At 71.2% G+C, this 26,750-nt stretch carries 20 protein-coding genes; 15 read left to right on the top strand and 5 right to left on the bottom strand.

The features are described from left to right. Positions 1-35: 35 nt before the first annotated feature. Both FKO37_RS20225 and FKO37_RS20230 read left to right on the top strand, forming a co-directional pair. Positions 36-2,585 carry a DNA translocase FtsK gene (locus tag FKO37_RS20225; protein WP_238605441.1) on the top strand — a complete coding sequence of 850 codons (2,550 nt, stop codon included), beginning with the start codon at positions 36-38 and terminating at the stop codon, positions 2,583-2,585. Positions 2,586-2,629: 44 nt separating this feature from the next. After that, complete coding sequence (locus FKO37_RS20230; RefSeq protein ID WP_238605442.1) at positions 2,630-3,037, top strand: hypothetical protein; 408 nt, start codon at positions 2,630-2,632, stop codon at positions 3,035-3,037. A gap of 6 nt (positions 3,038-3,043) precedes the next feature. On the opposite strand, the gene FKO37_RS20235 is transcribed toward FKO37_RS20230, so the two are convergent. Beyond that, entirely contained in the window at positions 3,044-3,562 is a 519-nt protein-coding gene (locus tag FKO37_RS20235) for an amino-acid N-acetyltransferase (protein ID WP_037812807.1), read from the bottom strand. 156 nt (positions 3,563-3,718) lie between these two features. Here FKO37_RS20235 and FKO37_RS20240 point away from each other — a divergent pair, with 156 nt between their 5' ends. From FKO37_RS20240 to FKO37_RS20285, 10 genes are all read left to right on the top strand, one after another. Next, entirely contained in the window at positions 3,719-5,767 is a 2,049-nt protein-coding gene (locus tag FKO37_RS20240) for an acyltransferase family protein (RefSeq protein WP_134728558.1), read from the top strand. Between the two features lie 159 nt (positions 5,768-5,926). Next, positions 5,927-6,925 (top strand): IS481 family transposase, encoded by a 999-nt coding sequence (locus FKO37_RS20245; RefSeq protein ID WP_037820819.1) that lies wholly within the window; start codon positions 5,927-5,929, stop codon positions 6,923-6,925. A gap of 81 nt (positions 6,926-7,006) precedes the next feature. Further along, complete coding sequence (locus tag FKO37_RS20250; RefSeq protein ID WP_238605443.1) at positions 7,007-11,212, top strand: AAA family ATPase; 4,206 nt, start codon at positions 7,007-7,009, stop codon at positions 11,210-11,212. A 168-nt stretch (positions 11,213-11,380) separates the two neighbouring features. Continuing rightward, entirely contained in the window at positions 11,381-12,829 is a 1,449-nt protein-coding gene (rimO, locus tag FKO37_RS20255) for a 30S ribosomal protein S12 methylthiotransferase RimO (RefSeq protein WP_238605444.1), read from the top strand. Beyond that, positions 12,826-13,473, top strand: a complete 648-nt coding sequence (gene pgsA / locus FKO37_RS20260; RefSeq protein WP_037812484.1) for a CDP-diacylglycerol--glycerol-3-phosphate 3-phosphatidyltransferase — start codon at positions 12,826-12,828, stop codon at positions 13,471-13,473. Before rimO ends, pgsA begins: the two co-directional genes overlap by 4 nt. Then, the gene (locus FKO37_RS20265; protein WP_238605445.1) at positions 13,473-13,937 is read left to right on the top strand and encodes a CinA family protein; all 465 of its coding nucleotides are present in this window, start codon (positions 13,473-13,475) and stop codon (positions 13,935-13,937) included. The genes pgsA and FKO37_RS20265 overlap by 1 nt, the downstream gene beginning before the upstream one ends. Positions 13,938-14,037: 100 nt before the next feature. Then, the gene (locus tag FKO37_RS20270) at positions 14,038-14,487 is read left to right on the top strand and encodes a helix-turn-helix domain-containing protein (RefSeq protein ID WP_238605446.1); all 450 of its coding nucleotides are present in this window, start codon (positions 14,038-14,040) and stop codon (positions 14,485-14,487) included. A 253-nt stretch (positions 14,488-14,740) separates the two neighbouring features. Beyond that, entirely contained in the window at positions 14,741-15,589 is an 849-nt protein-coding gene (locus FKO37_RS20275; protein ID WP_037812477.1) for a PspA/IM30 family protein, read from the top strand. 38 nt (positions 15,590-15,627) lie between these two features. Continuing rightward, on the top strand, positions 15,628-16,614 hold the full coding sequence (locus FKO37_RS20280; RefSeq protein ID WP_134728563.1) for a hypothetical protein: 987 nt from the start codon (positions 15,628-15,630) through the stop codon (positions 16,612-16,614). A gap of 389 nt (positions 16,615-17,003) precedes the next feature. Continuing rightward, the gene (locus tag FKO37_RS20285) at positions 17,004-18,311 is read left to right on the top strand and encodes a hypothetical protein (protein WP_238605447.1); all 1,308 of its coding nucleotides are present in this window, start codon (positions 17,004-17,006) and stop codon (positions 18,309-18,311) included. A gap of 66 nt (positions 18,312-18,377) precedes the next feature. On the opposite strand, the gene FKO37_RS20290 is transcribed toward FKO37_RS20285, so the two are convergent. From FKO37_RS20290 to FKO37_RS20305, 4 genes are all read right to left on the bottom strand, one after another. Then, the gene (locus tag FKO37_RS20290; protein WP_238605448.1) at positions 18,378-19,403 is read right to left on the bottom strand and encodes a quinone-dependent dihydroorotate dehydrogenase; all 1,026 of its coding nucleotides are present in this window, start codon (positions 19,401-19,403) and stop codon (positions 18,378-18,380) included. 545 nt (positions 19,404-19,948) lie between these two features. Further along, entirely contained in the window at positions 19,949-20,521 is a 573-nt protein-coding gene (locus FKO37_RS20295) for a GNAT family N-acetyltransferase (RefSeq protein WP_134728567.1), read from the bottom strand. 376 nt (positions 20,522-20,897) lie between these two features. Then, positions 20,898-21,716 carry a DNA-formamidopyrimidine glycosylase family protein gene (locus tag FKO37_RS20300; protein WP_037812469.1) on the bottom strand — a complete coding sequence of 273 codons (819 nt, stop codon included), beginning with the start codon at positions 21,714-21,716 and terminating at the stop codon, positions 20,898-20,900. Positions 21,717-21,719: 3 nt separating this feature from the next. Beyond that, entirely contained in the window at positions 21,720-22,571 is an 852-nt protein-coding gene (locus FKO37_RS20305) for a ParA family protein (protein ID WP_037812467.1), read from the bottom strand. Positions 22,572-22,682: 111 nt separating this feature from the next. Between FKO37_RS20305 and FKO37_RS20310 the strand changes: the two genes are divergently transcribed. The 3 genes from FKO37_RS20310 to FKO37_RS20320 all read left to right on the top strand — a co-directional run bounded on the left by FKO37_RS20310 (position 22,683) and on the right by FKO37_RS20320 (position 26,307). Next, the gene (locus tag FKO37_RS20310; protein ID WP_238605449.1) at positions 22,683-23,408 is read left to right on the top strand and encodes a methyltransferase domain-containing protein; all 726 of its coding nucleotides are present in this window, start codon (positions 22,683-22,685) and stop codon (positions 23,406-23,408) included. 134 nt (positions 23,409-23,542) lie between these two features. Continuing rightward, positions 23,543-24,760, top strand: a complete 1,218-nt coding sequence (gene dinB / locus FKO37_RS20315; RefSeq protein WP_238608299.1) for a DNA polymerase IV — start codon at positions 23,543-23,545, stop codon at positions 24,758-24,760. A gap of 1,142 nt (positions 24,761-25,902) precedes the next feature. Beyond that, positions 25,903-26,307 (top strand): DUF3040 domain-containing protein, encoded by a 405-nt coding sequence (locus FKO37_RS20320; protein WP_043827044.1) that lies wholly within the window; start codon positions 25,903-25,905, stop codon positions 26,305-26,307. The last annotated feature ends 443 nt before the right edge of the window (positions 26,308-26,750 follow it).

Raw genomic sequence — 26,750 nt, forward strand, 5'->3', positions numbered from 1 at the left:
TGTGACTATCGGTCCTCGCCCGTTACCGTGGAGGCATGGCTGGGTCGGCGACGAGAAAGCGGAGCACTGCGGGAAGCGGCGGGAAGGCACCGGCGCGTAGTTCGCGTACGCCGGCGAAGTCTCGGGCCGCCGCGTCGAGCAGGTCGTCGAAAGGCCGTTCGACCAGGGGCAGTTCGCGGCCGCGGACGTCCAGTGCCCGGCGTCCGGCGCCTCGGCGCAAGAACGGTGTGTTCGGGCGCGGCGTGCGCAGCACCTGGAACCTCGTGGCCAAGGGCGTCGGTTCGCTGGCCCGCACGGTCGGGCGCACGCGGGAGCTCGAGGCCGAGCACCGGCGCGACGGGCTCGCTCTCGGGCTGATCGCGCTGGCCATCGTCGCCGCGGTCGGCGTCTGGTGGCGGGCGGCCGGGCCGATCGGGGCCGGGGTCGAGATCGCGACGCGGACGGTGCTCGGCGCGGGAGCGGTGACGCTGCCGCTGGTGCTGCTCGTGGTCGCCGTTGCGTTGATGCGGTCCGAACCTAGCCCGGAGACCCGGCCGCGGATGGTGATCGGCACACTGCTGGTCGTGCTGTCCGTGCTCGGGATGCTGCACATCTTCACCGCGCTCCCGGACACCAACGACGGCCGCATGTACGCGGGCGGCATTCTCGGCGCGTTCTCCGGCGGGCTGCTCACCAAGGGCGTCACCACCTGGGTCGCGGTGCCGTTGCTGATTCTCGCGCTGCTGTTCGGCGTCCTCGTGTTCACCGGCACGCCGGTGCGCGACATCCCGCACCGCTTGCGCACCTGGGGCCTCGACGAGCACGAGCTGGCCGAATACGAGGCCGGTCAGCACGACGACGAGCCCGAACCCGAGCCTGAGGCCGACCCGAAGTCCGTTCGGCTGCGCAAACCGTCGCGCCGCCGCCAGGCCAGTGCCGACAAGGACGGCGAGCAGCTCGACATCGACGCCGCGCTCGCCGAACCGGCCACGCCGATCCGGCCGCCGAAGCCGGTCGCGCCGCCTGCCGACGTGCCGGAGAAGAAGCCGAAGAAGGCTCCGGAACCCGCGTTGTCGGTCACCCGCACCGTCGAGGGCGACTACGCGCTCCCGCCGCCCGACCTGCTGAAGCTCGGCGACGCGCCGAAGTCCCGCAGCAAGGCCAACGACCAGATGATCGAGGCGATCACCGGCGTCCTCGACCAGTTCAACGTCGACGCGCAGGTCACCGGCTTCACCCGCGGCCCGACGGTCACCCGGTACGAGGTCGAGCTCGGCCCGGGTGTGAAGGTCGAGAAGATCACCGCGCTGACCAAGAACATCGCCTACGCGGTGGCCACCGACAACGTCCGCCTCCTGGCGCCGATCCCGGGCAAGTCCGCGGTCGGCATCGAGGTGCCGAACTCCGACCGCGAGATGGTGCGCCTCGGCGACGTGCTGCGCGCGCCGACCACGGTCAAGGACAACCACCCGATGCTGATCGGGCTGGGCAAGGACATCGAGGGCGAGTTCGTCACCGCGAACCTCACGAAGATGCCGCACTTGCTGGTGGCGGGTTCGACCGGTTCCGGTAAGTCGAGCTTCGTGAACTCGATGCTGGTGTCGCTCCTGGCCCGGTCGACGCCCGCGGAATGCCGGATGATCCTGATCGACCCGAAGATGGTCGAGCTGACCCCGTACGAGGGCATCCCGCACCTGATCACGCCCATCATCACGCAGCCGAAGAAGGCCGCCGCCGCGCTGGCCTGGCTCGTCGAGGAGATGGAGCAGCGCTACCAGGACATGCAGGCCAACCGGGTCCGGCACATCGACGACTTCAACGCCAAGGTCCGCTCCGGCGACATCACCGCGCCGCCGGGCAGCGAACGCGAGTACCAGCCGTACCCGTACATCATGGCGATCGTCGACGAGCTGGCCGACCTGATGATGACCGCCCCGCGCGACGTCGAGGACGCGATCGTCCGGATCACCCAGAAGGCCCGCGCTGCGGGCATCCACCTGGTGCTCGCGACGCAGCGGCCGTCGGTCGACGTCGTCACCGGCCTGATCAAGACCAACGTGCCGTCGCGGCTCGCGTTCGCCACGTCGTCGCTCACCGACTCGCGGGTCATCCTCGACCAGCCGGGCGCGGAGAAGCTGATCGGCATGGGCGACGCGCTCTACCTGCCGATGGGCGCCGGGAAACCGGTCCGCATCCAGGGCGCGTTCGTCGGCGACGAGGAGATCGCCGCGGTCGTCAACTTCGCCAAGGAACAGGCGCAGCCGGACTACAACGAGGGCGTCACCAGCGCCAAGGCGGGCGAGAAGAAGGAGATCGACCCGGACATCGGCGACGACCTCGACGTCCTGCTGCAGGCCGCCGAACTGATCGTCACGTCGCAGTTCGGCTCCACCTCGATGCTGCAGCGCAAGCTCCGCGTCGGCTTCGCCAAGGCTGGCCGGCTGATGGACCTGCTGGAAAGCCGCGGCGTGGTCGGCCCGTCGGAGGGTTCGAAGGCCCGCGACGTGCTGATCAAGCCGGAGGAACTGGAGTCGGTGCTGTTCATGATCCGCGGCGGCTCCGACGCGGGCGGCTCGCCCGCCGGCGGCGAGGACGAAGACTTCTGAGCCGCGCGTGCAACCCGGCGGCGCGTCCGGCCCGTCCACTGCGCATGGACCTCAAGAAGCTCGCACTGGGTATCGGGACGGCCGCCGCGCTGGCCGGGTGCGCGGGCGGAACGGCCGCCATCGCGCAGACACCGTCGCGCCCGCCGGCCGCTGATCCGGGCGGAAACGTGGCGCTCACGCCCGGCCAGGAGGTGCAGGTCGCCGGACGGGACCTGACCGTGCGCTACCGCCAGCTGGTCTCGGATTCGCGCTGCAAGCCGGGCAGGCAGTGCTTCGTGGCAGGGGAGGCCGTGGTGGCCCTGGTCCTCACTGAACCGGGTCGCGGCGAGCACACGTCCGTCCAGCTGCACACCGGCCGTCAGGGTCCGGACACGACCACGTTCGCCGGGACGACGGTGAAGCTGGCCGCGGTGGACGGGTCGGGGAACCACATCCTGGTGCGGTTCTCCTGACGGCGCTCAGAACTCGAGCAGCATCCGCGAGTTCCCGAGGGTGTTCGGCTTGACGTAGGGCAGGTCGAGGAACTCCGCGACGCCCGGGTCCAGCGACCGCCGCATCTCCTCGTACACCTCGTGCGACACCGGGGCGCCGTCGATCTCGACGAATCCGTGCCCGGAGAAGAACGACGTCTCGAACGTCAGCACGAACAGCCGCTTGAGCCCCAGCTCGCGGGCCTCTTCGACGAGCCTGCCGACCAGCGCGCGGCCGATCCCTCGGCCGCGCGCCGCTTTGTCGACCACCACGGTGCGCAGTTCGCCGATGTCCTCCCACAGCACGTGCAGCGCGGCCGCGCCCAGCACGTCGTCGGTGCCGTTCTCCTCGTCGGTCGCGACCCAGAACTCCTGCACCGCCTCGTAGAGCGTGACCAGATCTTTCTCGAGGAGCACGCGGCCCGCGTCGGAATCGACGAGGGCCTTGATCTTGCGGACGTCGGCGATCCGCGCGCGGCGGACGGACGGGGAGCGGGAATCGGGCACCTGGTCAAGATAACGACCGCGAGGACCGGCCGCGCCGAGCGGCTCCATCGGGGGACCCCGGATGCGTGACGCCGCGAGCCGTCACGTATAGCTAGTGGACGCACATGACCAGTAGTCGGCGGCCCGGCCCGCCGCCGGCCCCCGGGAGGAACCTGCATGTCCGGCACCACGGTGGCTGCCCCGGAACGGCCCGGCAAACCTCCCGCCGGGCCGAGCGCGCAAGCGCGGTTCCGGCCCGAGCTGCAGGGCGTGCGGGCGCTGGCCTCGGTGCTGGTCGTGGTCTACCACGTGTGGTTCGACCGGATCTCCGGCGGCGTCGACGTGTTCTTCCTCGTCTCCGGGTTCCTCATCACCGGGCAGCTCTACCGGGCGCTGCTGCGCGGCCGCATCGAGCTGCGCGCCACCTGGGCCCGGATGATCAAACGGCTCTTCCCGGCCGCGATGACCGTGCTGCTCACCGTCGTGGTCGTGTCCCAGCTGCTGCTGCCGCAGGACCGCTGGTTCCAGACCATCCGCGAGGTCGTCGCGTCGGCGCTGTTCTACGAGAACTGGCAGCTCGCGGCCGATTCGGTGGACTACTTCGCCCAGCACAACAGCGCGAGCCTGGTACAGCACTTCTGGTCGCTGTCCATCCAGGGCCAGTTCTACGTGCTGTGGCCGCTGCTGTTCGTCGGCCTCGGCCTGCTCGTGCGCCGGCTCGGCTGGTCGCTGCGGCGCACGGTGAACCTGCTGCTGATCGTCCTGTTCGCCGCCTCGCTCGCGTACTCGGTGTACCTCACCGCCGCCGACCAGCCGCTGGCCTACTTCCACGGCCTTACCCGGGTGTGGGAATTCGCGCTCGGCGGCCTGATGGCGATGTTCCTCGACCAGGTCACGCTGCCGCGCCTGCTGCGCATCGTGCTCGGCTGGGTCGGCGTCGCGGGGCTGGTGCTGTGCGGCGTGCTGCTCGAGGTCGACAGCGTGTTCCCCGGCTGGATCGCGCTGTGGCCGACCGTCTCGGCGGGCCTGGTGCTGGTCGCCGGGCAGACCGGCAGCGTGCTCGGCGCGGACCGCTGGCTCAGCTCGAAATTCCTCGGCTACGTCGGCAACCTCAGCTTCTCGCTGTACCTGTGGCACTGGCCGGTGCTGGTGTTCTACCTGATCGTCCGCGACCGGGTCGCGGTCGGCCTGCTCGGCGGCGCGTTCGTGGTCGGCGTGTCGTTCCTGCTCTCGATCCTGACCTACCACCTGATCGAAAACCCGATCCGGCTGTCGAAGATCGGCACCGCGAAACGCTGGGGCGCCTACCGGTTCGGCGTGCTCGCGCTGGCCCCGGTGCTCGTCGCGAGCGGCGTCTGGCAGGGCGTGAGCAGCGCGCGGGCGAACTACGAGATCGCGATCGGCGACCCGGACCACCCGGGCGCGGTCGCGCACGCGCCGGGCTTCGTCTACCGCGGCACGCCGTCGCCGTCGATCGTGCCGCCCACGGTGAAGCTGGCCGACGACTGGGCCCGCACGCCGCTGGACCAGTGCTCGATCTCGCCGCGCAACAAGGAACTGCAGATCTGCTCGGAGTTCCCGGAGGGCCCGCCGACGAAGCGGGTCGTGCTGGTCGGGGATTCGCACATCCAGCAGTTCCTCGCGTCTTTCCGGCCCGCGATCGTCTCGGACGGCTGGGAAGTCTCGACCATGCTGAAGGGCGCGTGCCCGTACTCGTCCGGCTCCGAGCTGATGCCCGGCGACCAGCCCTGCCTCGACTGGAACAAGGCCGTCACCGACGAACTGCTCGACACGCGCCCGGACGCGGTGATCATGCTCGGCACCATCAACTCGAAGCCGGGGCCGCACGAGACGACGCCGAAGGGCTTCGCCGACGTCTGGTCCACTTTGGACAAGGCGGGCATCCCGGTCGTGGCCGTGCGCGACAACCCGCGCTACACGTTCAACATGGCCAGCTGCGTCGCGCAGAAGAGCCCGGCCGACCCGTCGTGCTCGGTGCCGCGGTCCGCCGCGGTGGCCGCGACGCCGTCGTGGGAGCAGATCGAGGACGTCCCGGACAACGTGACCTTCCTGGACTTCACCGACTACTACTGCGACCAGAAGCGCTGCCGCGCGGTCGTCGGGAACGTGCTGGTCTACATGGACGACAACCATCCGTCCGCGACCTTCAACACGACACTCGCGCCGATCGCGGTCAAACAGCTCAAACAAGCCCTGCGGTGGTGACCGCGCGCGGGGCGGGAAGGGACGAGTTCGGCGGCTAGCTGTGATGTCCAGGGACGTTGTCCCGGGTTAAGGCGGTGACCGGCCTGTCGTGCTGACAGGTGAAGGCCCCGGGGGTGAAGTGGAGCTGTCTAGGAACCGCTTCGCCCGCCGGAGGCCTTCGTGTCCCACCCTAACGCCGCCCTGACCCCGCGCACCCGCCTGCGCCTCGCCCGCCTGATCGTCGAGCAGGGCTGGACCTGCACCGCCGCCGCGAAAATGTTCATGGTCGCCACCAAGACCGCCGCGAAGTGGGCCGACCGCTACCGCGCCGAAGGCACGGCCGGGATGACCGACCGCAGCTGCCGCCCGCACCACAGCCCCGCCCGAACGTCCCCGCAACTGACCCGCCGGATCGTGCGGCTGCGGTGGCGCCAGCGGCTGGGCCCGGCCCAGATCGCCGGCCGGCTCGCCATCCCTGCCTCGACCGTGCACGCCGTCCTGACCCGCTGCCGGATCAACCGGCTCTCCCGCATCGACCGGGCCACCGGCGAACCGCTACGCCGCTACGAGCACGACCACCCCGGCTCGCTGATCCACGTCGATGTCACCAAGTTCGGCAACATCCCCGACGGCGGCGGCTGGCGCCACGTCGGCAAGCAGCAAGGCAAAAAGAACAGATCAGCGACCTCCCGCCGCACCGGAACCTGGAGCACCGACCGGCACGCCCGCACCGGCACCGCGTTCGTGCACACCGTGATCGACGACCACTCCCGCGTCGCCTACGCCGAGATCTGCGCCGACGAGAAAGCCGACACCGCCGTCGGTGTCCTGCACCGCGCGGTCGCCTGGTTCGCCGACCGCGGCGTCACCGTCGAACGCGTGCTTTCCGACAACGGTGCCTGCTACCGCTCGTCGGCCTGGCGCGGGACCTGCACCGAGCTGGGCATCACCCCGAAACGGACCCGGCCTTACCGGCCGCAGACCAACGGCAAGATCGAACGGTTCCACCGCACCCTGGCCGAGGGATGGGCTTACGCCCGCTTCTATCCCAGCGAACACGACCGCCGGGCAGCGCTGCCGGGATGGCTGCACTTCTACAATCACCACCGGCCCCACACATCCACCGGAGGCAAACCACCCGTCACCCGGCTGACCAACCTCCCTGGACATCACAGCTAGCCGTCGCGGAGCGTCCCGGGTTGGGCACAATGGGGCGGCGGCGGGATCGCCGCACGGGCACCTGAGGGGGAGCTGGTCTTTTTGACGCGCGCAGGGTGGGACGCATTCCAGGCCGCACAGTCCGAGGCGGCGGCGGGCCGGACGGCCGCGCTGACCGGCCCGGACGGCGTCGGATGGCTGCTCGTCCCCGGCCAGGCGTGGCAGCGCAGGCTGCCGGACGGGAACTGGCAGTACACGCAGCCGCCCGCGGATCCCGGCTACCGCGGCGCGGCCCGTCTCGTGCCGCCGCCCGCTCCCGGCACACCCGCGCCGGGCTACGGCGCGCCGCAGCAGTACCCGGGCGGCCAGCCGGGCTACGCCGGTCCCGGCAACGGGGGTCCCCGGCCGCCGTATCCGGGTCCGCCGAGCAATCCGGGCGGTTTCGCCGCGCCCCAGGGCAATCCCGGCGGGTACGCGGGGCCGCCGCAGGGCTATCCCGGACCGCAGGGCGGGCCCGGCGGCTATCCCGGACCCGCCGCGCCGCAAGGCAACGGATTCGGCGGCCCGCCTCCCGCTCCGCAGGGCTACCGGCCGCCGCCGCCCGGCTACCAGCCGCCGCAGGGCGGCCCGTGGTCCGGACAAGTGCCCGCGCAGCCGCCGCCCGCCACGCCTCCGGGACCGCAGCCGCCCGCCGCGCCCGCGGGGCCTCCGCCGCTGCCCGCGGCAGGTCCTCCGGGATCGGTGCCGCCGGTCCCCGCGAGCGCCCCGAATCCCGCTCAGCCGCCGCAGATCCGGGTAGAGAGCCTCGGTCAGGCGGGGATGTTCGTCGCCGGGACCGAATCGATGGCCGAGTTCGTCACGCGCGCCACCCGGGTGGTCGCCTGGGCGGACGCCACCCGGCACGGCACGGCGAACGGCCCCGGCGAACCGCCGCCGCCCGAACCGGAACGGCCGGGTTCGGACGGCAACGGCAACAACGTGCTCGGCGACATGGCGCGGCACAGCCGGTCGGTCACGCTCGACCTGCTCGCCGCGGGCAACCGCATGTGGCAGCGCAAGGAGCAGTCCCGCTACGAAAAGGCCTACGAGGAGTGGCAGAAGGCCTACGCCGAATGGGAGAAGCGCGAAGCGGCGCGGATGACCGCGGGCACCAAGCAGCCGAACCCGTTCATCCTGCTGATCGGCGAGGCGAACACCGGCCAGCGCCGGTTCACCCGGGCGCTGAAGGCGTCGCTGACCGAGGCCGAAGTCGGGTTCGACAACGCCGAGTTCTTCGACTGCGCCGTCCTGGTCGCCGAGTACGGCGACGACCCGATCGAGCGTTCCGTGCCGACGACGATCAACGAGATCGAGAACGGCGGCTCCGCGCTCATGCTCGCGGAGCGGGTCGACGCGCTCTTCGAGAAGGACCTCGCCGGCACCGTCCGGCTGCTCCGCAACTACGCGCGCGACCAGGACAGCTGCCGCCTGATCGTCTTGGACGGCACCGAAAAGGTCCTCGAACAGCTCAGCGCCGAGGCCCCCGACCTGGTGCAGAACATGCTGCAGTACCGGCTGCCCCGGTTCGACCGGCCCGCCGAAGCGGCCGCGCTGCTCGACGTCCTCGCCCGGGAACGTTCGTTCGGCCTGCCCGCCGACGTGCGCGACCGCCTCGCCGCGCTCGTCAAGGAACCCAGCGCCCGCACGGTGGAGGCGCTGCTGGACGCGGCCTCGCGGCAGGCGATCAGCCGGGGCGCGATGCCGGGCACCCGGATCGAGATCGGCCACCCGGACATCGAGCCGCTCGTCGCCGCGGCCGGCCAGCGCGGCGGGTCCTCGATCGAGGAGCTGCTCGCCGAACTGGACGGGATGATCGGCCTCGCCGCGGTCAAGGAGCGGGTCCGTTCGCTGACGTCGGAGATGACGATCGACGCGCGGCGCCGCGAAGCGGGCATGAAGGTCGCCGTGCGCAGCCGCCACCTGCTGCTCACCGGCAATCCCGGCACGGCGAAGACGACTGTCGCCCGGCTGCTCGGCAAGATCTACCAGGCGCTCGGCGCGCTGCCCAAGGGCCACGTCGTCGAGGTGACCCGCACCGACCTGGTCGGCGAGTACGTGGGCCAGACGTCGCTGAAGACCCGCGCGGCGGTCCAGCGGGCCGTCGGCGGCGTGCTGTTCCTCGACGAGGCCTACAACCTCGTGAACGACAAGGACGACGACTTCGGCCGGGAAGCGGTCGCGGAACTGCTGGTGCAGATGGAGAACCACCGCGAGGACCTGGTGGTCTTCGCGGCCGGCTACCCGAAGGAGATGGACGCCTTCCTGGAGTCCAACTCCGGTCTGCGCTCGCGGTTCGCCGGGTCCATCGAATTCCCGGACTACTCCAACGACGAGCTGGCGCAGATCTTCCGTGCGATGGCCAAGGGGCAGGGCTACGAGCTGTCCGCGGACCTGCTCGCGGCGCTGCCCGAGGCGGTCCGGCGGATCCCGCGCGGGCGCGGCTTCGCGAACGGCCGGTCCGCGCGCGTGCTGCTGGAAGCGGCGATCGGGAAGCAGTCCACCCGGTTGACCACCGACGGCGGCGCGGACCTGGTCACGCTCGTCGCCGCCGACCTCCCGCAGCCCGGCGAATCCGGGGTGGGCGCGGTGGACGACACCGGGCCGCGGCGCAGTCTGCCGGAGCTGCTGGCCGAACTGGACGCGATGATCGGGCTCGGCTCGGTGAAGCAGCGCGTGCGGTCCATGGTGGACGAGATGGCCGTCGACGCGCGGCGGCGCGAAGCGGGCATGAAGGTCGCCGTGCGCAGCCGTCACCTGCTGTTCACCGGCAATCCGGGCACGGCGAAGACGACCGTGTCGCGGCTGGTCGGGCAGATCTACCGCGAACTGGGCGTATTGCCGTCCGGGCACCTCGTCGAAGTCGGCCGCGGCGATCTCGTCGCCGAGTTCACCGGCCAGACCGCGCCGAAGACCCGCGAAGTGTGCGAACGGGCCGCGGGCGGCGTGCTGTTCATCGACGAGGCGTACAACCTCGTGCGCGACGACAACGACGACTACGGCAAGGAAGCCGTCACCGAACTGCTGGTGCAGATGGAGAACCACCGCGAGGACCTGGTGGTCTTCGTCGCGGGCTATCCCAAGCAGATGGACGAGTTCCTCGAGTCCAACCCGGGCCTGCGGTCGCGGTTCTCCGGCCGGATCGAGTTCCCGGACTACACCAACGAGGAACTCGCCGGGATTTTCACCGTGATGGCGAAGAGCCAGGGCTACGAGCTGTCCACCGACCTCGCCGCGGCGCTGCCCGAGGCGATCCGCCGCATCCCGCGCGGCCGCGGGTTCGCGAACGGCCGGTCCGCGCGCGGCCTGCTGGAAGCCGCGATCAGCGGGCAGTCCAGCCGGCTCGCCGCCGCCCCGGACACGCCGCCGGACCAGCTGGCCGTCCTGGTGGCCGCGGACCTGCCGGGCGAGGCCGGGGTCGCGGTCAGCGACGACGCCGGACCGCGCCGCGGACTGGACGACCTGCTGGCCGAACTCGACGGCATGATCGGCCTGGACGGGGTGAAGGAGCAGGTCCGCGCGCTGGTCGCGGAAACGCGGCTGGACGCGCGCCGCCGCAAGGCCGGGCTGCCGGTCGGGGCGCGCAGCAGGCACCTGGTGTTCACCGGCAACCCCGGCACGGCGAAGACGACCGTCGCGCGCCTGATGGGCCAGCTCTACCGGGAGCTCGGCGTGCTGCCGTCGGGGCACCTCGTCGAGGTCGCGCGGCCGGACCTGGTCGGCGAGTACATCGGCCAGACCGCGCCGAAGACCCGCGAGGTGTGCGAGCGGGCGATCGGCGGGCTGCTGTTCATCGACGAGGCGTACAACCTGGTCCAGAGCTACTCGAACGGCACCGACTTCGGCAGCGAGGCGGTCGCCGAACTGCTGGTGCAGATGGAGAACCACCGCGAGGACCTGATCGTGATCGCCGCGGGCTACCCGGCGGACATGGACCGCTTCCTCGACGCCAACGCGGGCCTGCGGTCCCGCTTCGGCGCGACGGTGCACTTCGCCGACTACGACAACGACCAGCTGGCCGCGATCTTCACCGCCATGGCGGGCAAACAGGGTTACCGGCTCGACCCCGGGCTCGTCGAAGCGCTGCCCGGGTTCATGGCCGGTCTCGACCGCGGAACGGGTTTCGCCAACGGCCGCTCGGCCCGCGGCCTGCTCGAACGCGCGATCCGGGCGCAGGCGATGCGGCTGGCCGGCCCGGACGTCGACCTGGAGGCGCTGGACGACGCGGAGCTGACCCTGCTGACAGTCCCGGACGTCTCCGCCGCGGAATGATCCGCTCGGACGACCGGGGCCGCCGGTCCGTGAAGGACTCCTTGAAGGAATCTGATTCCCCCGAGGGGCCCTTCACGGACGGCGAACCCGGCGCCGGCGGAGACCGCGTCACCGCACTGGGCGACTCCGTCTCGGGGCGGTCCGGACGCGACGGCTACCCTGAACGTCGTGCCTTCTCCAGCCGCTGACTCCGCTCGCGCCCGCCGTGTCTCCCTCGTGACCTTGGGCTGTGCCCGCAACGAGGTCGATTCCGAGGAGCTGGCGGGCCGGCTGGCCGCGGGCGGCTGGGAACTGGCCGCCGAACCGGAGGACTCCGACGTCGTCGTGGTCAACACGTGCGGGTTCGTCGAATCGGCCAAAAAGGACTCGGTCGACACGCTGCTCGCCGCCGCCGACACCGGCCGCAAGGTCGTCGCGGTCGGCTGCATGGCCGAGCGCTACGGCAACGAGCTCGCCGACAGCCTCCCCGAGGCCGACGCGGTGCTCGGCTTCGACCACTACGCCGACCTTTCCTCGCGGCTGGACGACGTGGTCGCCGGCCGCGCGATCGCCTCGCACACCCCGTCCGACCGCCGCAAGCTGCTGCCGATCAGCCCGGTGCAGCGGCCCGCCGCGACCGCCGAGGTCGAGGTGCCCGGGCACGCGCAGCACGGCTGGGGCCCGCGCGTCCTGCGCACGCGGCTCGACGATTCCCCGGTCGCCGCGCTGAAGATCGCCTCCGGCTGCGACCGGCGCTGCTCGTTCTGCGCGATCCCGTCGTTCCGCGGGTCGTTCGTGTCCCGCCAGCCCGACGAGATCGTCGCCGAGGCCGCCTGGCTCGCCGAGAACGGCGCGAAGGAACTGTTCCTGGTCAGCGAGAACTCCACGTCGTACGGCAAGGACTTCGGCCGCGACGGCACCCGCGCGCTCGAACTGCTGCTGCCGCGGCTCGCGGAGATCGACGGCATCGAGCGCGTCCGCGTCTCCTACCTGCAGCCCGCCGAAACGCGGCCGCAGCTGGTGCAGGCGATCGCGACCACGCCGGGCGTCGCGGACTACTTCGACCTGTCCTTCCAGCACTCCAGCGAGCAGGTGCTGCGCCGGATGCGCCGGTTCGGGTCCACCGACTCGTTCCTCGCGCTCACCGAGCAGATCCGCGAGTACTCGCCCGAAGCGGGCATCCGCACCAACGTGATCGTCGGCTTCCCCGGCGAGACCGAGGACGACCTGGCCGAGCTGGAGCGGTTCCTCACCGGGGCGCGGCTCGACGCGGTCGGCGTGTTCGGCTACTCCGACGAGGACGGCACCGAGGCCGAGACCTTCGAGGGCAAGCTCGACCCGGCCGTGGTCGCCGAGCGCGTCGCGCGCATTTCGGCGCTGGTCGAGGAGCTGACCGCGCAGCGCGCCGAGGACCGCATCGGCACCTTCGTGGACGTGCTGGTCGAGCACGACGGCACGGACGGCGACGACGCGGTCGGCCGCGCCGCGCACCAGGCCCCTGAAGTCGACGGGGAATGCGTCATTCTCGAGGACGAAGAGACCAAGCCGCTCTCGGTGGGCGACATCGTCCGCTGCGAGGTCGTCGACTCCGCCGGCGTCGACCTGGTCGTCCGTCCGGCACCGGACGCCGGCCGGTGAGTGCCGCGCCCAGCGGGGCTGGCGAGGGCGTGCCCCGCGCCGCGTCGGAGGGCGGGGCTCAGCTGCCCGAGGCGACTCCGGTCCCGACGCTGAACCTGGCGAATCTGCTCACCATCTCGCGGCTCGTCCTGGTCCCGCTGTTCGTGGTCGCGCTGTTCACCGGCCACGGCGAGGACACCACGTGGCGCGCGATCGCCACCGGGCTGTTCGCCATCGCCTCGGCTACCGACCAGGTCGACGGCTGGGTCGCCCGCCGCTACGGGCTCATCACCGACTTCGGCAAGATCGCCGACCCGATCGCGGACAAGGCGCTCATCGGCGCCGCCCTGGTCGGGCTCAGCGCGCTGGGGGAGCTGTCCTGGTGGGTCACGATCGTGATCGCGGTGCGCGAGATCGGCGTGACCCTGCTGCGGTTCTGGGTGATCCGGCACGGCGTGATCCCGGCCAGCCGCGGCGGCAAGGCGAAGACGATGGCGCAGATCATCGCGATCGTGACCTATCTGCTGCCGCTGCCGGCCGGCGCGGACCCGGTGCGCTGGGCGCTCATGGGCCTCGCGGTGGCGCTGACCGTGATCACCGGCGTCGACTACCTGATCCGCGCGATCCGCCTGCGCGCCGCCGGCCGGCGCGCGATGGGCTCGTGATGACCGAAGCGCGCGAACTGGTCGCGACCCTCACCCGCCGGGGGGAAACCGTGGCCGCCGCGGAGTCGCTTACGGCCGGTCTCGTCTGCGCCACGCTCGCCGAGGTGCCGGGTGCGAGCGCGGTGCTGCGCGGCGGTCTGGTGGTCTACGCCACAGAGCTGAAGGCCGCGCTCGCCGGGGTCGACGAACAGCTGCTGGCCGAGCACGGTGCGGTGCACCCCGACGTCGCCGCGCAGCTGGCCAGGGGCGCGCGGGAGCGGTGCGGGGCGACCTGGGGCCTCGGCCTGACCGGCGTCGCCGGGCCGGATCCGCAGGACGGCGTGGCCCCGGGAACGGTGTACGTCGGGCTCAGCGGACCCGGCGTGGACACGGTGCGTGAGCTGGCCGAGACCGGTGACCGGGACACGATCCGGACCGCGTCGGTGCGCGCCGCGTTCGCGCTGCTCGGGGAACAACTAGACTGAAAACGGCGTTCGCCCTTGGCGTACGTACGTGTCAAGTCCTGCACTCGGGGTACCGCTCTGGGTAACGTAGGAGGCACCAGTTCGGGAAGGGAGGCGCGTGATGACCGTGCTGTTGCGCGAGGCGATCGGTGATCGGCTCCGTCATGCCCGCACCAACCAGCGTCGGACGCTGCGTGACATCTCCCGCGCCGCCCGGGTGAGCCTCGGCTACCTGTCCGAGGTCGAGCGCGGCCAGAAGGAAGCTTCCAGCGAGCTGCTGGCGTCGATCTGCGAGGCGCTGGAGCTGCCGCTGGGCGAGCTGCTGCACAAGGTCGCCGCCGACGTGTCAGCCCTCGACAAGGTCGAGGTCGCGCCGGTCGAAGAGGTGGAGACCGCGCCGGGCCAGACTGTTGCGGACCGGGGCGAGGCCGGGTTCGAAGGCGGCCGCCTGGTGTCGGAGCTGATCGGCGACGACCTCTCCGACCTGCGGCTTCAGCCCGCGCCGCGGATGAACACGACGTTGCGGACCACGATCGGCGCGCCCAAGCTCGCGTCCACGATCGCGGCGTAACGCCGGCGCTGTTTCGCTGCACGGCCCCGGGGATCTCCCCGGGGCCGTCGGCGTGCGCGGGGTTCCCCTCCGGGCCGGTCCCGGCCGCCGGTCAGGGCTGACCCTGAATTCCCCCGGGGTCGCCTGGAACGGCGGCGGCCGACCTGACACGATGGAACCCAACGCCGGGGTCGGTACGTTGTGCGACTAGGGGAGCGACGCCCCGCCCCGAAGCAATCAGGGCCCGTGGGACGCAAGAAGGCAGGCGGAGGAGATGGCCAACCCGTTCGTGAAGTTCTGGAAGTACATGATGGCGGCGTTCTCGTCGAAGATCGACGAGCACGCCGACCCGAAGGTACAGATCCAGCAGGCCATCGAGGAGGCGCAGCGCAACCACCAGGCGCTGACGCAGCAGGCCGCCTCCGTGATCGGCAACCAGCGGCAGCTGGAGATGAAGCTCAACCGCCAGCTCGGCGAGGTCGAGAAGCTGCAGGCCTCGACGCGCCAGGCGCTGGTGCTGGCCGACGAGGCCCGCAGCAAGGGCGACGAGGCGAAGGCGACCCAGTTCGAGACCGCGGCGGAGAGCTTCGCCGCGCAGCTGGTCACCGCCGAGCAGAGCATCGAAGACCTCAAGACGCTGCACGACCAGTCGCTGCAGGCGGCGACGCAGGCCAAGCAGGCCGTCGAGCGCAACGCGACGATGCTGCAGCAGAAGCTGGCCGAGCGCACCAAGCTGCTCTCGCAGCTGGAGCAGGCGAAGATGCAGGAGCAGGTCTCCGCCTCGCTGAACCAGATGAGCCAGCTGGCCGCGCCGGGCAACACGCCGTCGCTGGAAGAGGTCCGGGACAAGATCGAGAAGCGCTACACCACCGCGCTGGGCTCGGCGGAGCTGGCGCAGAACTCGGTGCAGGGCCGCATGATGGAGGTCCAGGAGTCGGCCACCCAGATGGCGGGCCACTCGCGGCTCGAGCAGATCCGCGCGTCGATGCGCGGCGACTCGGTCGCCCAGGTCACCGACGGCGGCGCGTCCGCGGGCGCGGCCAAGCCGGCCGCCGCCTCCGGCGACATCCAGCGGGAGATCCAGGCCCGCGTGCAGGCGGAACAGGGCAAGAACCCGGCCTGACCGGCCGGGCACGAGCGGCGCGCAGGGGGTAGGGCCGGATGACCAAGCGACGGGACTTCAGCGAGTTCAACGCGAAGCTCGAGAAGCACATCGAGCGGTTGCCCGACTACGCCCAGCGCGCCCAGGAAAAGCTGCAGCGGTACTTCCCGCCCGCCGACGAGGCGGGCGGGAAGCCGCAGCAGAACGGCCGGACCCAGCGCGGTCCGGTCTCCCCGCAGCCGCCGGCTCCGCGCCGCCCGTCGGCCCCGGCCGCGTTTTCCGCGGTGGCCGGACAGGTGCCCGCGGTGGCCGAGGTCCGCGCGAAATGGCAGCGCTGGAACGAGCCGAGCGCGAAGCACCAGCGCCGGGTCCGCCGCACCTCGCGCGTGCTGACGCTGTGGGTGCTGGTCACGATCCTGTTCGGGGTCCTCACCGTGCTCACCGCCACCGGATTGCTCGGCGGGGCGGTGGCCGGTCCGGAGATCGGGCAGGCGGTGTTCTCCGGATTCGCGACGCTGGTGTTCGGCACGTTCAGCGTCCGCACCGGGATGCGGCTGCGAGAGCTCAAGAAGGTCGAACTGCCCGCCGCGCCCAGCGGCCCGCCGCCGCTGCCCGCCGCCGGTTCGGCCGCGCGCGAGCCGATGGAGCGGCTGGCCGAGTCGGAAGCTTCGCTGCGGGAACTCCTGAAGCAGCTTTCGGTCCCGACTTCGCTGGGCACCACGGCGGTTCCCGAGGTTTCCGTCGCCGACGCCCGCGCGACGGCCGACGAGGCAGCCCGTGCGCTGCGCGGCCTGGCCGACCGGATCCAGGCGATCGAACGGGGCCGCAATTCCGCGCCGGAGCGCGAACGTTCGGCGCTGCAGGCCGCGATCGCGAAACTGCGCGAACAACTCGACGACGGCATCGAGGGCTACGGCGGCTTGGTCGCCGCGGCCGGTCGTGCGGTGGCCGCGAGCAGTGACGGGATGGTCACGTCGCGGGAGGCGCTGACGGACGCGACGGACCGGCTCGCCGGGTTGGCGCTGGCGTTGAAGGATCTCGGCTGACCCTGGTTCCGTGGGGCGCCAGGGGGCTGACTTGCGACCGGGGAATCCGCTGCGAAACGCCCGATCCAGGGGTGAATGTGGTCCGGGCCTGCTGCTTCGCGACGACTCCGGGAATCGCAGCGATCGGGCGGAACCGCCGTCCTGATGGCCGAGTTTGGGATTCCGGTCGGCGCAACCGGACAGTCCGGCCGCGACGGTGCGTGAGTTTCCCCCGCACACCGCAACAATCGCGTAATCCGATCCTGCTGGTGACGGAAACGTCTGCGGTTTAACGTTTTTCTCATGAGGTCGGTGTTGGCACCCGCCAGGCCCGGCGTCGCGGGCTGAGGTTCGCGGCGCCGGACGTACACAGTGGACTCCTCCGATCCCGCCGAGGAAAGGACGCCCTCGTGACTACGCTCCCGCCGGAACCTGATCCTGTTCCCGTCCCTCCGCCCAGCTCGCACGAGCGGGTCCGCACCGCGTTCGAGCGGCTCGCGAAAGCCGACCGCCCCGGACTCTGGGCTTCGGTGCGGACCATGGAGGAAGTGCTCGTCGAGGCGAAAACCGTCGACGAACGCGTCCACGCCGGAGAAGACCTGCCGCTCGCCGGAATCGTCTGCGCGGCCGACGCCGACGGCCCGCCCGCGCTCGCGCGGCTGACCGACGCCGGCGCGGTGGTCCTCGGAACCACTGTCGCGGACCCGGAAAACGCGGTGGTGGGACTCGAGATCGTCGACCTGGCACTGAATTCCGCCGCCCGCGAGATCGCCGCCCCGCCCGGCGTGCTCACCCTCAAACCGACGCCCGGGCTCATTCCCGGCCCGACCGTTTCGGTGTCCGCGCACCGCCTCGCGTCCGCCCAGCGCGCGATCGCGGCGATGCTCGGCCCCGATGGTCTGGACCCGGCGGCCCGCGAATGGCCCGCCGACGTCCGGCTCGCCGCCGGGCAGCACCCGCGCCTCGGCATCCCCGCCGAAGCGAGCCTCCCGCTGCCCGCGAGGAGGGCGTTCGACGTCGCCGCGGCCTCTCTGGAGGCTTCGGGTGCGGTGCTGGTCCCCATGGACGTCAGCGCGCTTTACGGGGCCGGGAACGCCCCTGCGGCGCGTTCGCTGCTGGCGGAGCTGGACGCGGTTCTCCTGCCGACCGTCGGCGTCCTGGACGCGACGCTGAACGCCCTGGATCTCGCTGCGGCGACCGTGCCGGGGGACCGGCGGCCGTACGGGATCACAGTGGTGACGAGGGCGTTCGAGGACCAGATCGGGCTCGACCTGGCTTCGGTGCTGACCGGCGAGCAGTCGCCGGATCCGTATCCGTGCGAAAGCGTCGACGTCGTGGTGTTCGGCGCGCATCTGTGCGGCCAGCCGCTGCACGACGAACTGCACGGTGCCCGGTTCGGCGGTCTGGTCCGGACCGCCGAGCGCTACCGGATGGTGCTGCTCGACGGGGTCACGCCGCCGCAGCCCGGGGTGGTCTCCGGCTCGGCGGGCGTGGACGGCGAGCGCTGGCGGTTGTCTCCCGCGGCGTTCGGCCGGTTCGCGGCCGGCTTGGCCGCGCCGTTCGTGCTGGGCCGGGTCGAACTGGAAGACGGGAGCACGCCGCTGGCGGTGCTGTGCGAACCAGCGGCCGCGGCGGGCGGGGAAGGTCTGGACCGGTACGCGTCCTGGCGGGGGTACCTGCGGTTCGTCAGCACTGGCGGGCCGCGGTTCCCCGGCTGAGGCCGGGCGGTCGCTTTCGGCGCGGGGGCCCGAGTCTTCGTGGGCGGACTCGGGCTCGGCGCTGCGCTACCGGGCGGCGAGCCCCCGGCCGACGCGGCGGACGAGCCCTGGCCCGTGCAGGGCGAAGCCGGTGTAGAGCTGCACGAGGCTGGCCCCGGCGTCGAGCATGCGGCGGGCGTCGTCCGGGCCGAGGATGCCGCCGACGCCGATGATGGGCAGCTTGCCTTCGGTCTTCTCGTGGACGAAGCGGACGACCTCGGCCGAACGCCGGGTCAGCGGGCGGCCGGAGAGTCCGCCGGTTTCGGCGGCCAGCGCGGCTTCGGCGGGGTCGATGCCTTCGCGGGAGAGAGTCGTGTTGGTCGCGATGATTCCGGCGACGCCGTGCTCCAGGCAGACCTCGAGGAGTTCGGCGAGCGCGTCGTCGGTGAGGTCGGGGGCGACCTTGACCAGCAGCGGAGTGTTGCCGCCCAGTTCGGCGCCGGTCTTGCGGAGTTCGGCGAGCAGCTCGGCGAGCGCGGCTTTGTCTTGCAGCGCACGGAGACCCGGGGTGTTCGGGGAGCTGACGTTGATCGCGAAGTAGTCCGCGTAGGGGTGCAGGGCGCGCAGCGAGAAGCGGTAGTCCTCGACGGCCTCGTCCAGCGGCGTCACCTTGGACTTGCCGATGCTGATCCCCAGCGGGACGGCGGGTTTTCCGTCCGCGGCCAGGCGGTCGGCGAGGGCTTGGGCCCCGTCGTTGTTGAAGCCCATGCGGTTGATGACCGCGTCGGTGGCCGGGAGGCTGTAGAGGCGGGGTTTGGGGTTGCCCGGCTGGGGATGGCGGGTGACCGTGCCTACCTCGACGAACCCGAAGCCCAGGGCGGGCCAGGCGTGGAGGGCGCGGCCGTTTTTGTCCATGCCCGCGGCCAGGCCGATCTTGTTGGGGAAGGTCAGGCCGAGGACGGTGGTGGGGTCGGCGGTGCGGTACAGCTTCGAGATCGGGCGGAGGGATTTTCCGGCTCGGCTCAGCAAGGTGACGGTGCGTTCGTGGACTACCTCGGGGTCGTGGTAGGCGAGCCGGTACATCGCTGGGCGGACGATCCTGTCGAAGAGCACGTCGTCCATGCTGCCGTATGGGGGGTGGGCTGGTTGGGGTGGATCTCGGTTGGTGTGGTGGGGGTCGCGTTGCGGCTCGTCGCCTGGCGGCGACATCGCTTTGAGTGGTGGCGTGGGGCACCCCGAAGCTTGATTGTGCTGACGGTCTGGGGGTGCTTGTCAAGGCGGGAAAGATGCCTTGACAAGCACCCCCAGACCGCAGGGAGGCTTCGTATCGGGGTGCGGGGGAGGGGCTGGGTGCCTCGCTCGTTGGGTGCATCGGCTGCGGGTTGCTTCGTGGAATGGGGCTTCGCGGCTCGAGAGTTGGCGAATCTTCGGCGAGTTGCGGCTCAAACCGCGCCGCGTCGCCATCCGGCTCCGGGCGTTGCTCGTTCACCAGCCTGATCAGGGCAAACCAGGATGAAGGATCCCCAATGTGGCATTGGGTGCGTGCGATGCACCCAATGTGGCGTTCGGTGCGTCTGACGCACCCAATGCCGCATTGGGGGCGCGGGCGGGCGTGTGCGGCGGTGGTCCGTGAAGGAGCCCCTCACGACCAGAGCGGATCAGTTTCGCCTCGCGGCGCCGGCTTTCCACTCGTCTTCCAACATGGCGTAGACCAGTTCATCGGTCCATTCGCCCTTGACGATCTCGTTTTCCCGCAGGCGTGCTTCCTGGCGCATGCCCAGCCGTTCCATCAAGGTCGCCGACGCGGTGTTGCGGCCGTCGCAGCGGCCGATGATGCGGTGCAGGCCCAGGTCTTCGAAGCCGAGGCGCAGGACCTCGCGCGTTGCTTCCAGGGCCAGGCCTTTTCCGTGGTGGTCGGGGTGGAAGACGAAGCCGATCTCGCCCTGGCGGTGTTCGGCGCTGAGGTATTCGAGGTTGAGGTCGCCGATGAGCTGCCCGGTTTCGGCGAGTTCCACGGCGACGGCGAGGAACTGGCCTTCCTCCGACAGCGTCGCGCTGTGCACGCGCTTCGCCAGCGCGGCTGCGGATTCCGCGCGGCTGCGCGGTCCCCAGTACAGGTAGCGGACGACGTCCGCGCGGGACTGGAACGAGTTCAGGGCATCGAGATCGTCGTCCCGGAACGGGCGGAGGAGCAGGCGTTCGGTGCTGATCGGATAGTCCGGCCTGAGCATCCTCCCAGCCTAGCGACTTCCGCGTGCCCGCAGGAACCGCCGCGGTGATCGCCTGGCGCGGAAAAAACACGCGCGGCGCCGCGTGCGGACATGGAAATTCCCGGGGCGTCTCCTGGACGCCGTCAGCGTCCAGGCTCGAGCCGGACCGGTGCTCGAGAACCCCGGGAACCCGGTGACTGCCTGGTATTCGTCAGCAGGCAGCACGTGAAGCAGGCGATGAGCCGAAGGTGGCTCTTGTTGCATCGCTGCTCAAAGTCCCAACACGTGCCATCCGCTAGCGGACAGCCACCTCACGAGTCCTGTGTGAATACAACTTAGGACCACCTCCTCTCTCGTGTACTGCCACGCTAACCGCGAACCTCTCGGTACGGCAACATCATTTGCGCGGCGGTCCATCGGCCGGGACGGGGCCGGGCTGACAGCGCGGGCAGCACCAGGTCGGACGCTGGTACTGGCCGTCGCCCTGCTGGCGCACCAGCAGCGGCCCGCCGCAGCGGAAGCAGCCTTGGCGGGTGCGTTCGTAGACCCAGGTGCGGCGGCCGCGGCGGAGGTCGCCGGTGGTGGCCTGTTCGTGCCGCCAGGCGTTGGCGACCAGCAGCTTCCGGGCGAGCGCCACGGCCCGTGCGGGGTCCACTTCGGACACTGGGGTCCACGGGGAAACCCCTAGCAGGAAAGAGATCTCGCACTTGTAGAGATTGCCGACGCCGGCCATGATGCGCTGGTCGAGCAGTGCGTCGCCGAGTTCGCGGTCCGGTTTCGCGGCGAGGTTGGCGGCGGCCAGCGCGGCGTGCTCGTCCGTCCACTGTGGATCGAGCAGGTCCGGGCCGAGGTGGTCGACGAGAGTGTGTTCCTCGGCGGTGGGCAGCAGTTTCAGGTCGTGCAACCGGAAACCGATCGCCTGGACGTCGTCGGTCATCAGCACGGCACGCGCGTGATGGGCGGGCATCGGCCACTTCGCGCCCGCGGGCTGGATTTTCCACGAGCCGTCCATGCGCAGGTGGCTGTGCAGCGTCAGGTCGCCGGAGAAGCGCGTGAAGAGATGCTTCCCGACGGTGCCGACGCCGTGCACCTCCCGGCCCGCGAGGTCCACAGTGGCCAGTTCGGGATGCCGGAACTGACCGCGCACCAAGGTTTTCCCGGCGAGCGCGCGGTCGAGCAGTTTTCCGGCCAGGAATACGGTGTCGCCCTCGGGCACGGTTCAGCCCGCGGTTTCCGACACTTCCGCCTGCACCGCTTCCTCCTCGGCGCGCACGCGGTGCCGTCCGGCGCGGTTGGAGCGCAGGATCTTGGCGAGGACCATGTTGAAGGTCAGCGCGATCTCTTGTGCGCCAGGGGAATGCCATTCGTGGATCGGGCTGCACGCGCCCTGGGCCTGCTGCACCGCGAGCCGGTCCGGGATCGCGGTCGGCATCACCAGCGAACCGAAGTTCTCGCGCAGCTCCGAGACCCGGAACTGGTGCTCGTACGACCGCACGCGCAGCTTGTTCACGAGCACGCCGATCGGGCGCAGCGACGGATTGCTGTCCTCGCGGATCCGTTCGATCGCCTCGAGCGCGCGCTGCGCACCGGCGACGGCATACATTGTGGGTTCAGTCACAATGAGCGCGCTGTCGGCCGCGACGAGCGCCGATTTGGTGAGCCGGCCGAGCGACGGCGGGCAGTCGATGATCGCCAGCTCGTACGGATCCTCGCGCAGCGGGTGCTGGTGCAGCTCGTCGAGCGCGCGGGAGAGGTTTTCCAGGCGGCGGCCGTCGGAGTCGGGTTCGTTGAGCGACTCCAGCTCCTCGGCGCCGACCAGCACGTCGATGTCCTCGCTCCAGACGCTGGGCGCGATCGCGCGTTCGAGGACGGCCCGCGCGGGCGTCTCGAGCACGTCGGCGAGTGTCGCGTCGGTGAACGGCGGGTCGAGCGAGGTGGTGGCGTTGCCCTGCGGGTCGAGGTCGGCTACGAGCGTGCGGGTTCCCCTACGCAGCGCGGCCGACGCGATACCGAGCGCGACCGTCGTTTTGCCGACACCACCCTTGAGGCTGAGAACGGCGACCGTGTGCACTCGACACAGCCTACGGGCCGTGCGCCGGGGCGGTAGCCCGGAAGGTGGCGAACGCCGCTGCGGCGCCACGCGGGTCACGGCAAGTGACCGGCGGCCATTACCCTGTCGGCCATGAAGACCGACACCGTGGCCGCCCGGGGTTCGGGCGCTGTTCGCCGGGCGCTCGAGGCCGAACTGCGGGCCGCCCGCGCCCGCGGCGTGGAGCAGCCGGTCGTCGTCGACGTCGGCGGCGGGAGCGGCGGCTGGGCGGTGCCGTTCGCCTCGGCCGGATGCCTGGTCACCGTGGTCGAACCGAACCCGAACGCGCTCGCGACGCTGCGCCGCCGCGCCGAGGAGGAGGGCGTCTCCGGCCGGATCACGGTGATCGCGGACGACTCCGACGCACTCGCCGCGCACGTCGAGGCCGGATCGGCGGACCTGGTGCTGGCGCACGGCCTGCTGGAGGTCGTGGACGACCCGCGCGCCGTGCTCGACGCGCTCGCCGCGGCCGTGTCGCCGGGCGGCGCCGTGTCGGTGCTGGTGGCCAACCGCAACGCGGCCGTGCTGCATCGCGCGCTGGCCGGGCGGATCTCCGAGGCGCAGCAGCTGATGGAAGGCCCGGACGGCATCGTCGCGGGGGACACCGTACTGCGCAGGTACGACAGCGCCGGGCTGACCGATTCGCTCGTGGCGGCCGGCCTTGAGGTCACGCTGCTGCAGGGCGACCGGGTGATCTCGGACGTCGTGCCGGGCGGGGTCCGCGAGGACGAGCTGGCCGTATTCGAGCTGAGCGCCTCGGCGGTGCCCGCGCTGCGCGACGTCGCGGGCCGCTTGCACGCCATCGCCCGGCGGGGCTGATCCGCTCCGCTCTGCCGCGGCAGGCGTCCCGGACCACCCGTAAGCGTGGTCGCCGGTGCTCGCGCGCCGGGAATTGTCGGTGGCGGAAGGTAGCGTCCGGAGGCGTGGGGAGAAACGCCGAACTGCCGAGCGGGATGGCCCGCTACCGCGTCACCACGGGCGCGACCGAGCTGCCGGACGACACCGGCTGCTCGATTCTGCACGTGGACATGGACGCCTTCTTCGTGTCGTGCGAACTGCGCACCCGGCCGGAGCTGGCGGACCAGCCGGTCGTCGTGTCCGGCGGCGGCCCGCGCTCGGTCGTCGCCGCGGCGAGCTACCCGGCGCGGCGCTTCGGCGTGCGCTCGGCCATGCCGTTCGCCACCGCCAAACGGCTGTGCCCGCAGCTGGTCTGCATCCAGCCGACGCCCGGGCTGTACGGCGAGGTGTCGCGCGGCGTCATGGGGATTTTCCGGCAGCTGACGCCGCTGGTGGAGCCGCTGAGCCTGGACGAGGCGTTCCTGGACGTAGGAGGCGCATTGCGGCGGCTGGGGACCACTCCGGGTGCGCTGGGGGCGCGGATTCGGGAGCGGGTGGCGGCCGAGCACGGGATCACGTGCTCGGTCGGGGTCGCGAAGGTCAAATTCGTGGCGAAACTGGCGTCGGGGATGGCCAAACCGGACGGGATGGTGATCGTCCCCGCGGCCGAGACGCTGGAGTTCCTGCACCCGCTGCCGGTGTCGGCGCTGTGGGGCGTCGGCAAGCGGACGGAGGAACAACTGCGCCAGCACGGCTGGCACACGATCGCGGACATCGCCGCCACCCCGCCCGCCCGGCTGCGGCGCGCGGCGGGCCGAGCGGTCGGAGATCACCTGTGGGCGTTGGCGAACGGCCACGACGACCGGGCGGTGGAACCGGAGTCGGCGGAGAAGTCGATCGGAGCCGAGCACACCTTCGACGTCGACGTCCTGAACCGCGGCGAGCTGAGCCTGGAGCTGCTGCGCCTGTCCGAACGAGTCGGGGCGACGCTCCGATCGCGCGCGCTGCGCGGGAGGACGGTCTCGATCAAGGTGCGGTTCGCCGATTTCCGCACGATCACCCGAGCGCGCACCGTGCTCTCCCCGACGGACGTGGCCCGCGACATCCACCGCACGGCAGTCGAGCTGCTGACCGAACACGCACCGACGGGAGCGGTCCGGCTGATCGGAGTGCGAGTGGAAGGCCTGGACACCGGCGACGAGGGGGAGCAACTGTCGTTCGCGAACGACGAACCCCGATGGCGGGACGCGGAGGTGGCTGCGGACGTCGCAAGACTGAAGTTCGGCTCGGCGGCTATCCGGCCTGCTTCGCTGCTTTCTCCCCGGGAGGAGTGAGGGCGGCGAGTGCGGGAGTGAGGTCGGGGGAGGTGGTGGGCCCGGCTGGCCTGTTCGGATGGAAGCCCGAGGCTTGCTCCCTCGCCCGTGAACGCTCCGCAGTGGCGCTGCGGGGTGGAGAGCGGGGCTGGGGTTGGCCTGGTCGGTTGGGGAGGTCGAGCTTTGTTTCTTGTGTGGAGCCTTCGCTCGTGAGCGCTTTGCAGTGGCGTTGCCGGATGGAGAGCGGGGCTGGCCTGTCCTGCGGGACGCCGAGCTTTGCGTCCCGCAGGACAGCCGCTCCCATCAACGTCCCGCAGCGACGCTGCGAAACCTGTGTCCGCTCATCCGCGCGGCACCCGTCCTCGCCTTCCTCGAAATCCCGCCCTCCCGCTGCCTGGCATGGCGTCCCAGGCAAGACCGGCTTCGGGGCCGGGAGCTGAGCGCGCCGGGAGGTCTCGGCATCGCCGGGAAGCCCAGGCGACTGCTCGGCGTGGGGCCGACGCCGGTCTGGCACGGCGCACCTTCGGACGGCAGCGGCGGGACACGCCCGCACGCGTCCGGGCGCAGCCTTCTCTGTCCGGTCGTCCGCTGCTGGGTACAGAGTCCGGCCGGGCCGTCTAGCCGGATTCATCCGCCTCGACGGATTCGTGGGCGATTCACCGGAATGACCGCCCAATCGACAATCGATGCCCGGTTCGAGGCGACCGCGCAAGGCCCGGAACAGGGTTCCGTCGGTCGCGCTGAGTTAGCGGGAGCCGGGCTGTTCGAGCGGTGAGGAATTGCCGATCCCGGATACCTCCGGGTGAATGAATCGCGGACGGTATCGATCGGCGGAAGATCGGCCCGGCGGGGGCGTCGGCAGGGCGGGTGGTCGGCGCGGAGACGGTTTCTCTCCGTGACGAGGGACCCCGCCCGGGGGAGGCCGACGGGGCGGCGCAGGGCCCTGGACTGCGCCGATGGGGGTGACTTCCGTCGCGGTGACGCACTGTCAACCCGCATTGTGCGGGATTTCCCCCGATTCGATCATTTCCGGATCGGGGATCGGGTAGTCGGACGAGCGCGGGGCTCGTATCCTGGACAGTGCCACCCCGCCTGGGGTTGGCTGTTGGGTCCAGGACGTTGCGCGGCCCGGCGCCCGCGACAGCTGTGCCGGAGGAGGAAAGATGCCACTCTCCGAGCATGAGCAGCGGCTGCTCGACCAGATCGAGCGCGAGCTCTATGCCGAGGACCCCAAGTTCGCATCCACGGTGCGCGGCACCCGGTTGCGCCGACCCGCGCGCCGTCGGCGCATCCAGGGGATCGCCCTGTTCGTGGTGGGCGTTGCGCTGCTGGTGCTCGGTGTGGTGATCCCGGTATTGCGGGTCGCCGACGTGCCGGTGGTCAGCGTGCTCGGGTTCCTCGTGATGTTCTTCGGGGTCATGATGGCCGTGACGTCGCTGCGCCACAGCGACAGCGGCGGCAAGAACAGCCATGACGACGGAGGCGGCGGGGGGAAGCAATCCGGCCGCAAGAGCTCCTTCACGCAGCGCATGGAGGAACGTTTCCGCCAGCGCTTCGAAGGCCAATAGCACGACGGCGAATCCGCGCTTCTCCCCTCGGGGCGGAGCGCGGTTTCTCGTGCGCGGGCACGGATTGCACCGGCTAGCGGGACACCGGTTCTCGATCCCGCGTGGGGCGCGGCAAGTCTGACTCGCATGAGCCCGGTCGGGATGCGCGACGGGGAGCTGCGTCGAGCTCCTGGGCATGCGGTGCTGCCGGACGCGGCCGAATACGGCACCGGATTGGGGGAGGTGTCGCAGCGTGCCGCGGTGAGCGGATTCGCCGAGGTCGATCAGGGACAGCAGGCCGCGCGAAGTTCGGGGAAAACGGCCCCCGAGAGCGGCGAGGGCGCGGCAGTGCAAAGGCTGAGGCGGGACAGCGGTCTGGGATTTGCAGCGGCCGAACGCATCCGGATGGTTTGGCTCGTCCCACCGCACCCAACAAATGCACCCACCGCGATACACGCGCGCCG

The organism is Amycolatopsis sp. Poz14, from assembly GCF_006704225.1.
GTDB lineage: Bacteria > Actinomycetota > Actinomycetes > Mycobacteriales > Pseudonocardiaceae > Amycolatopsis > Amycolatopsis nivea.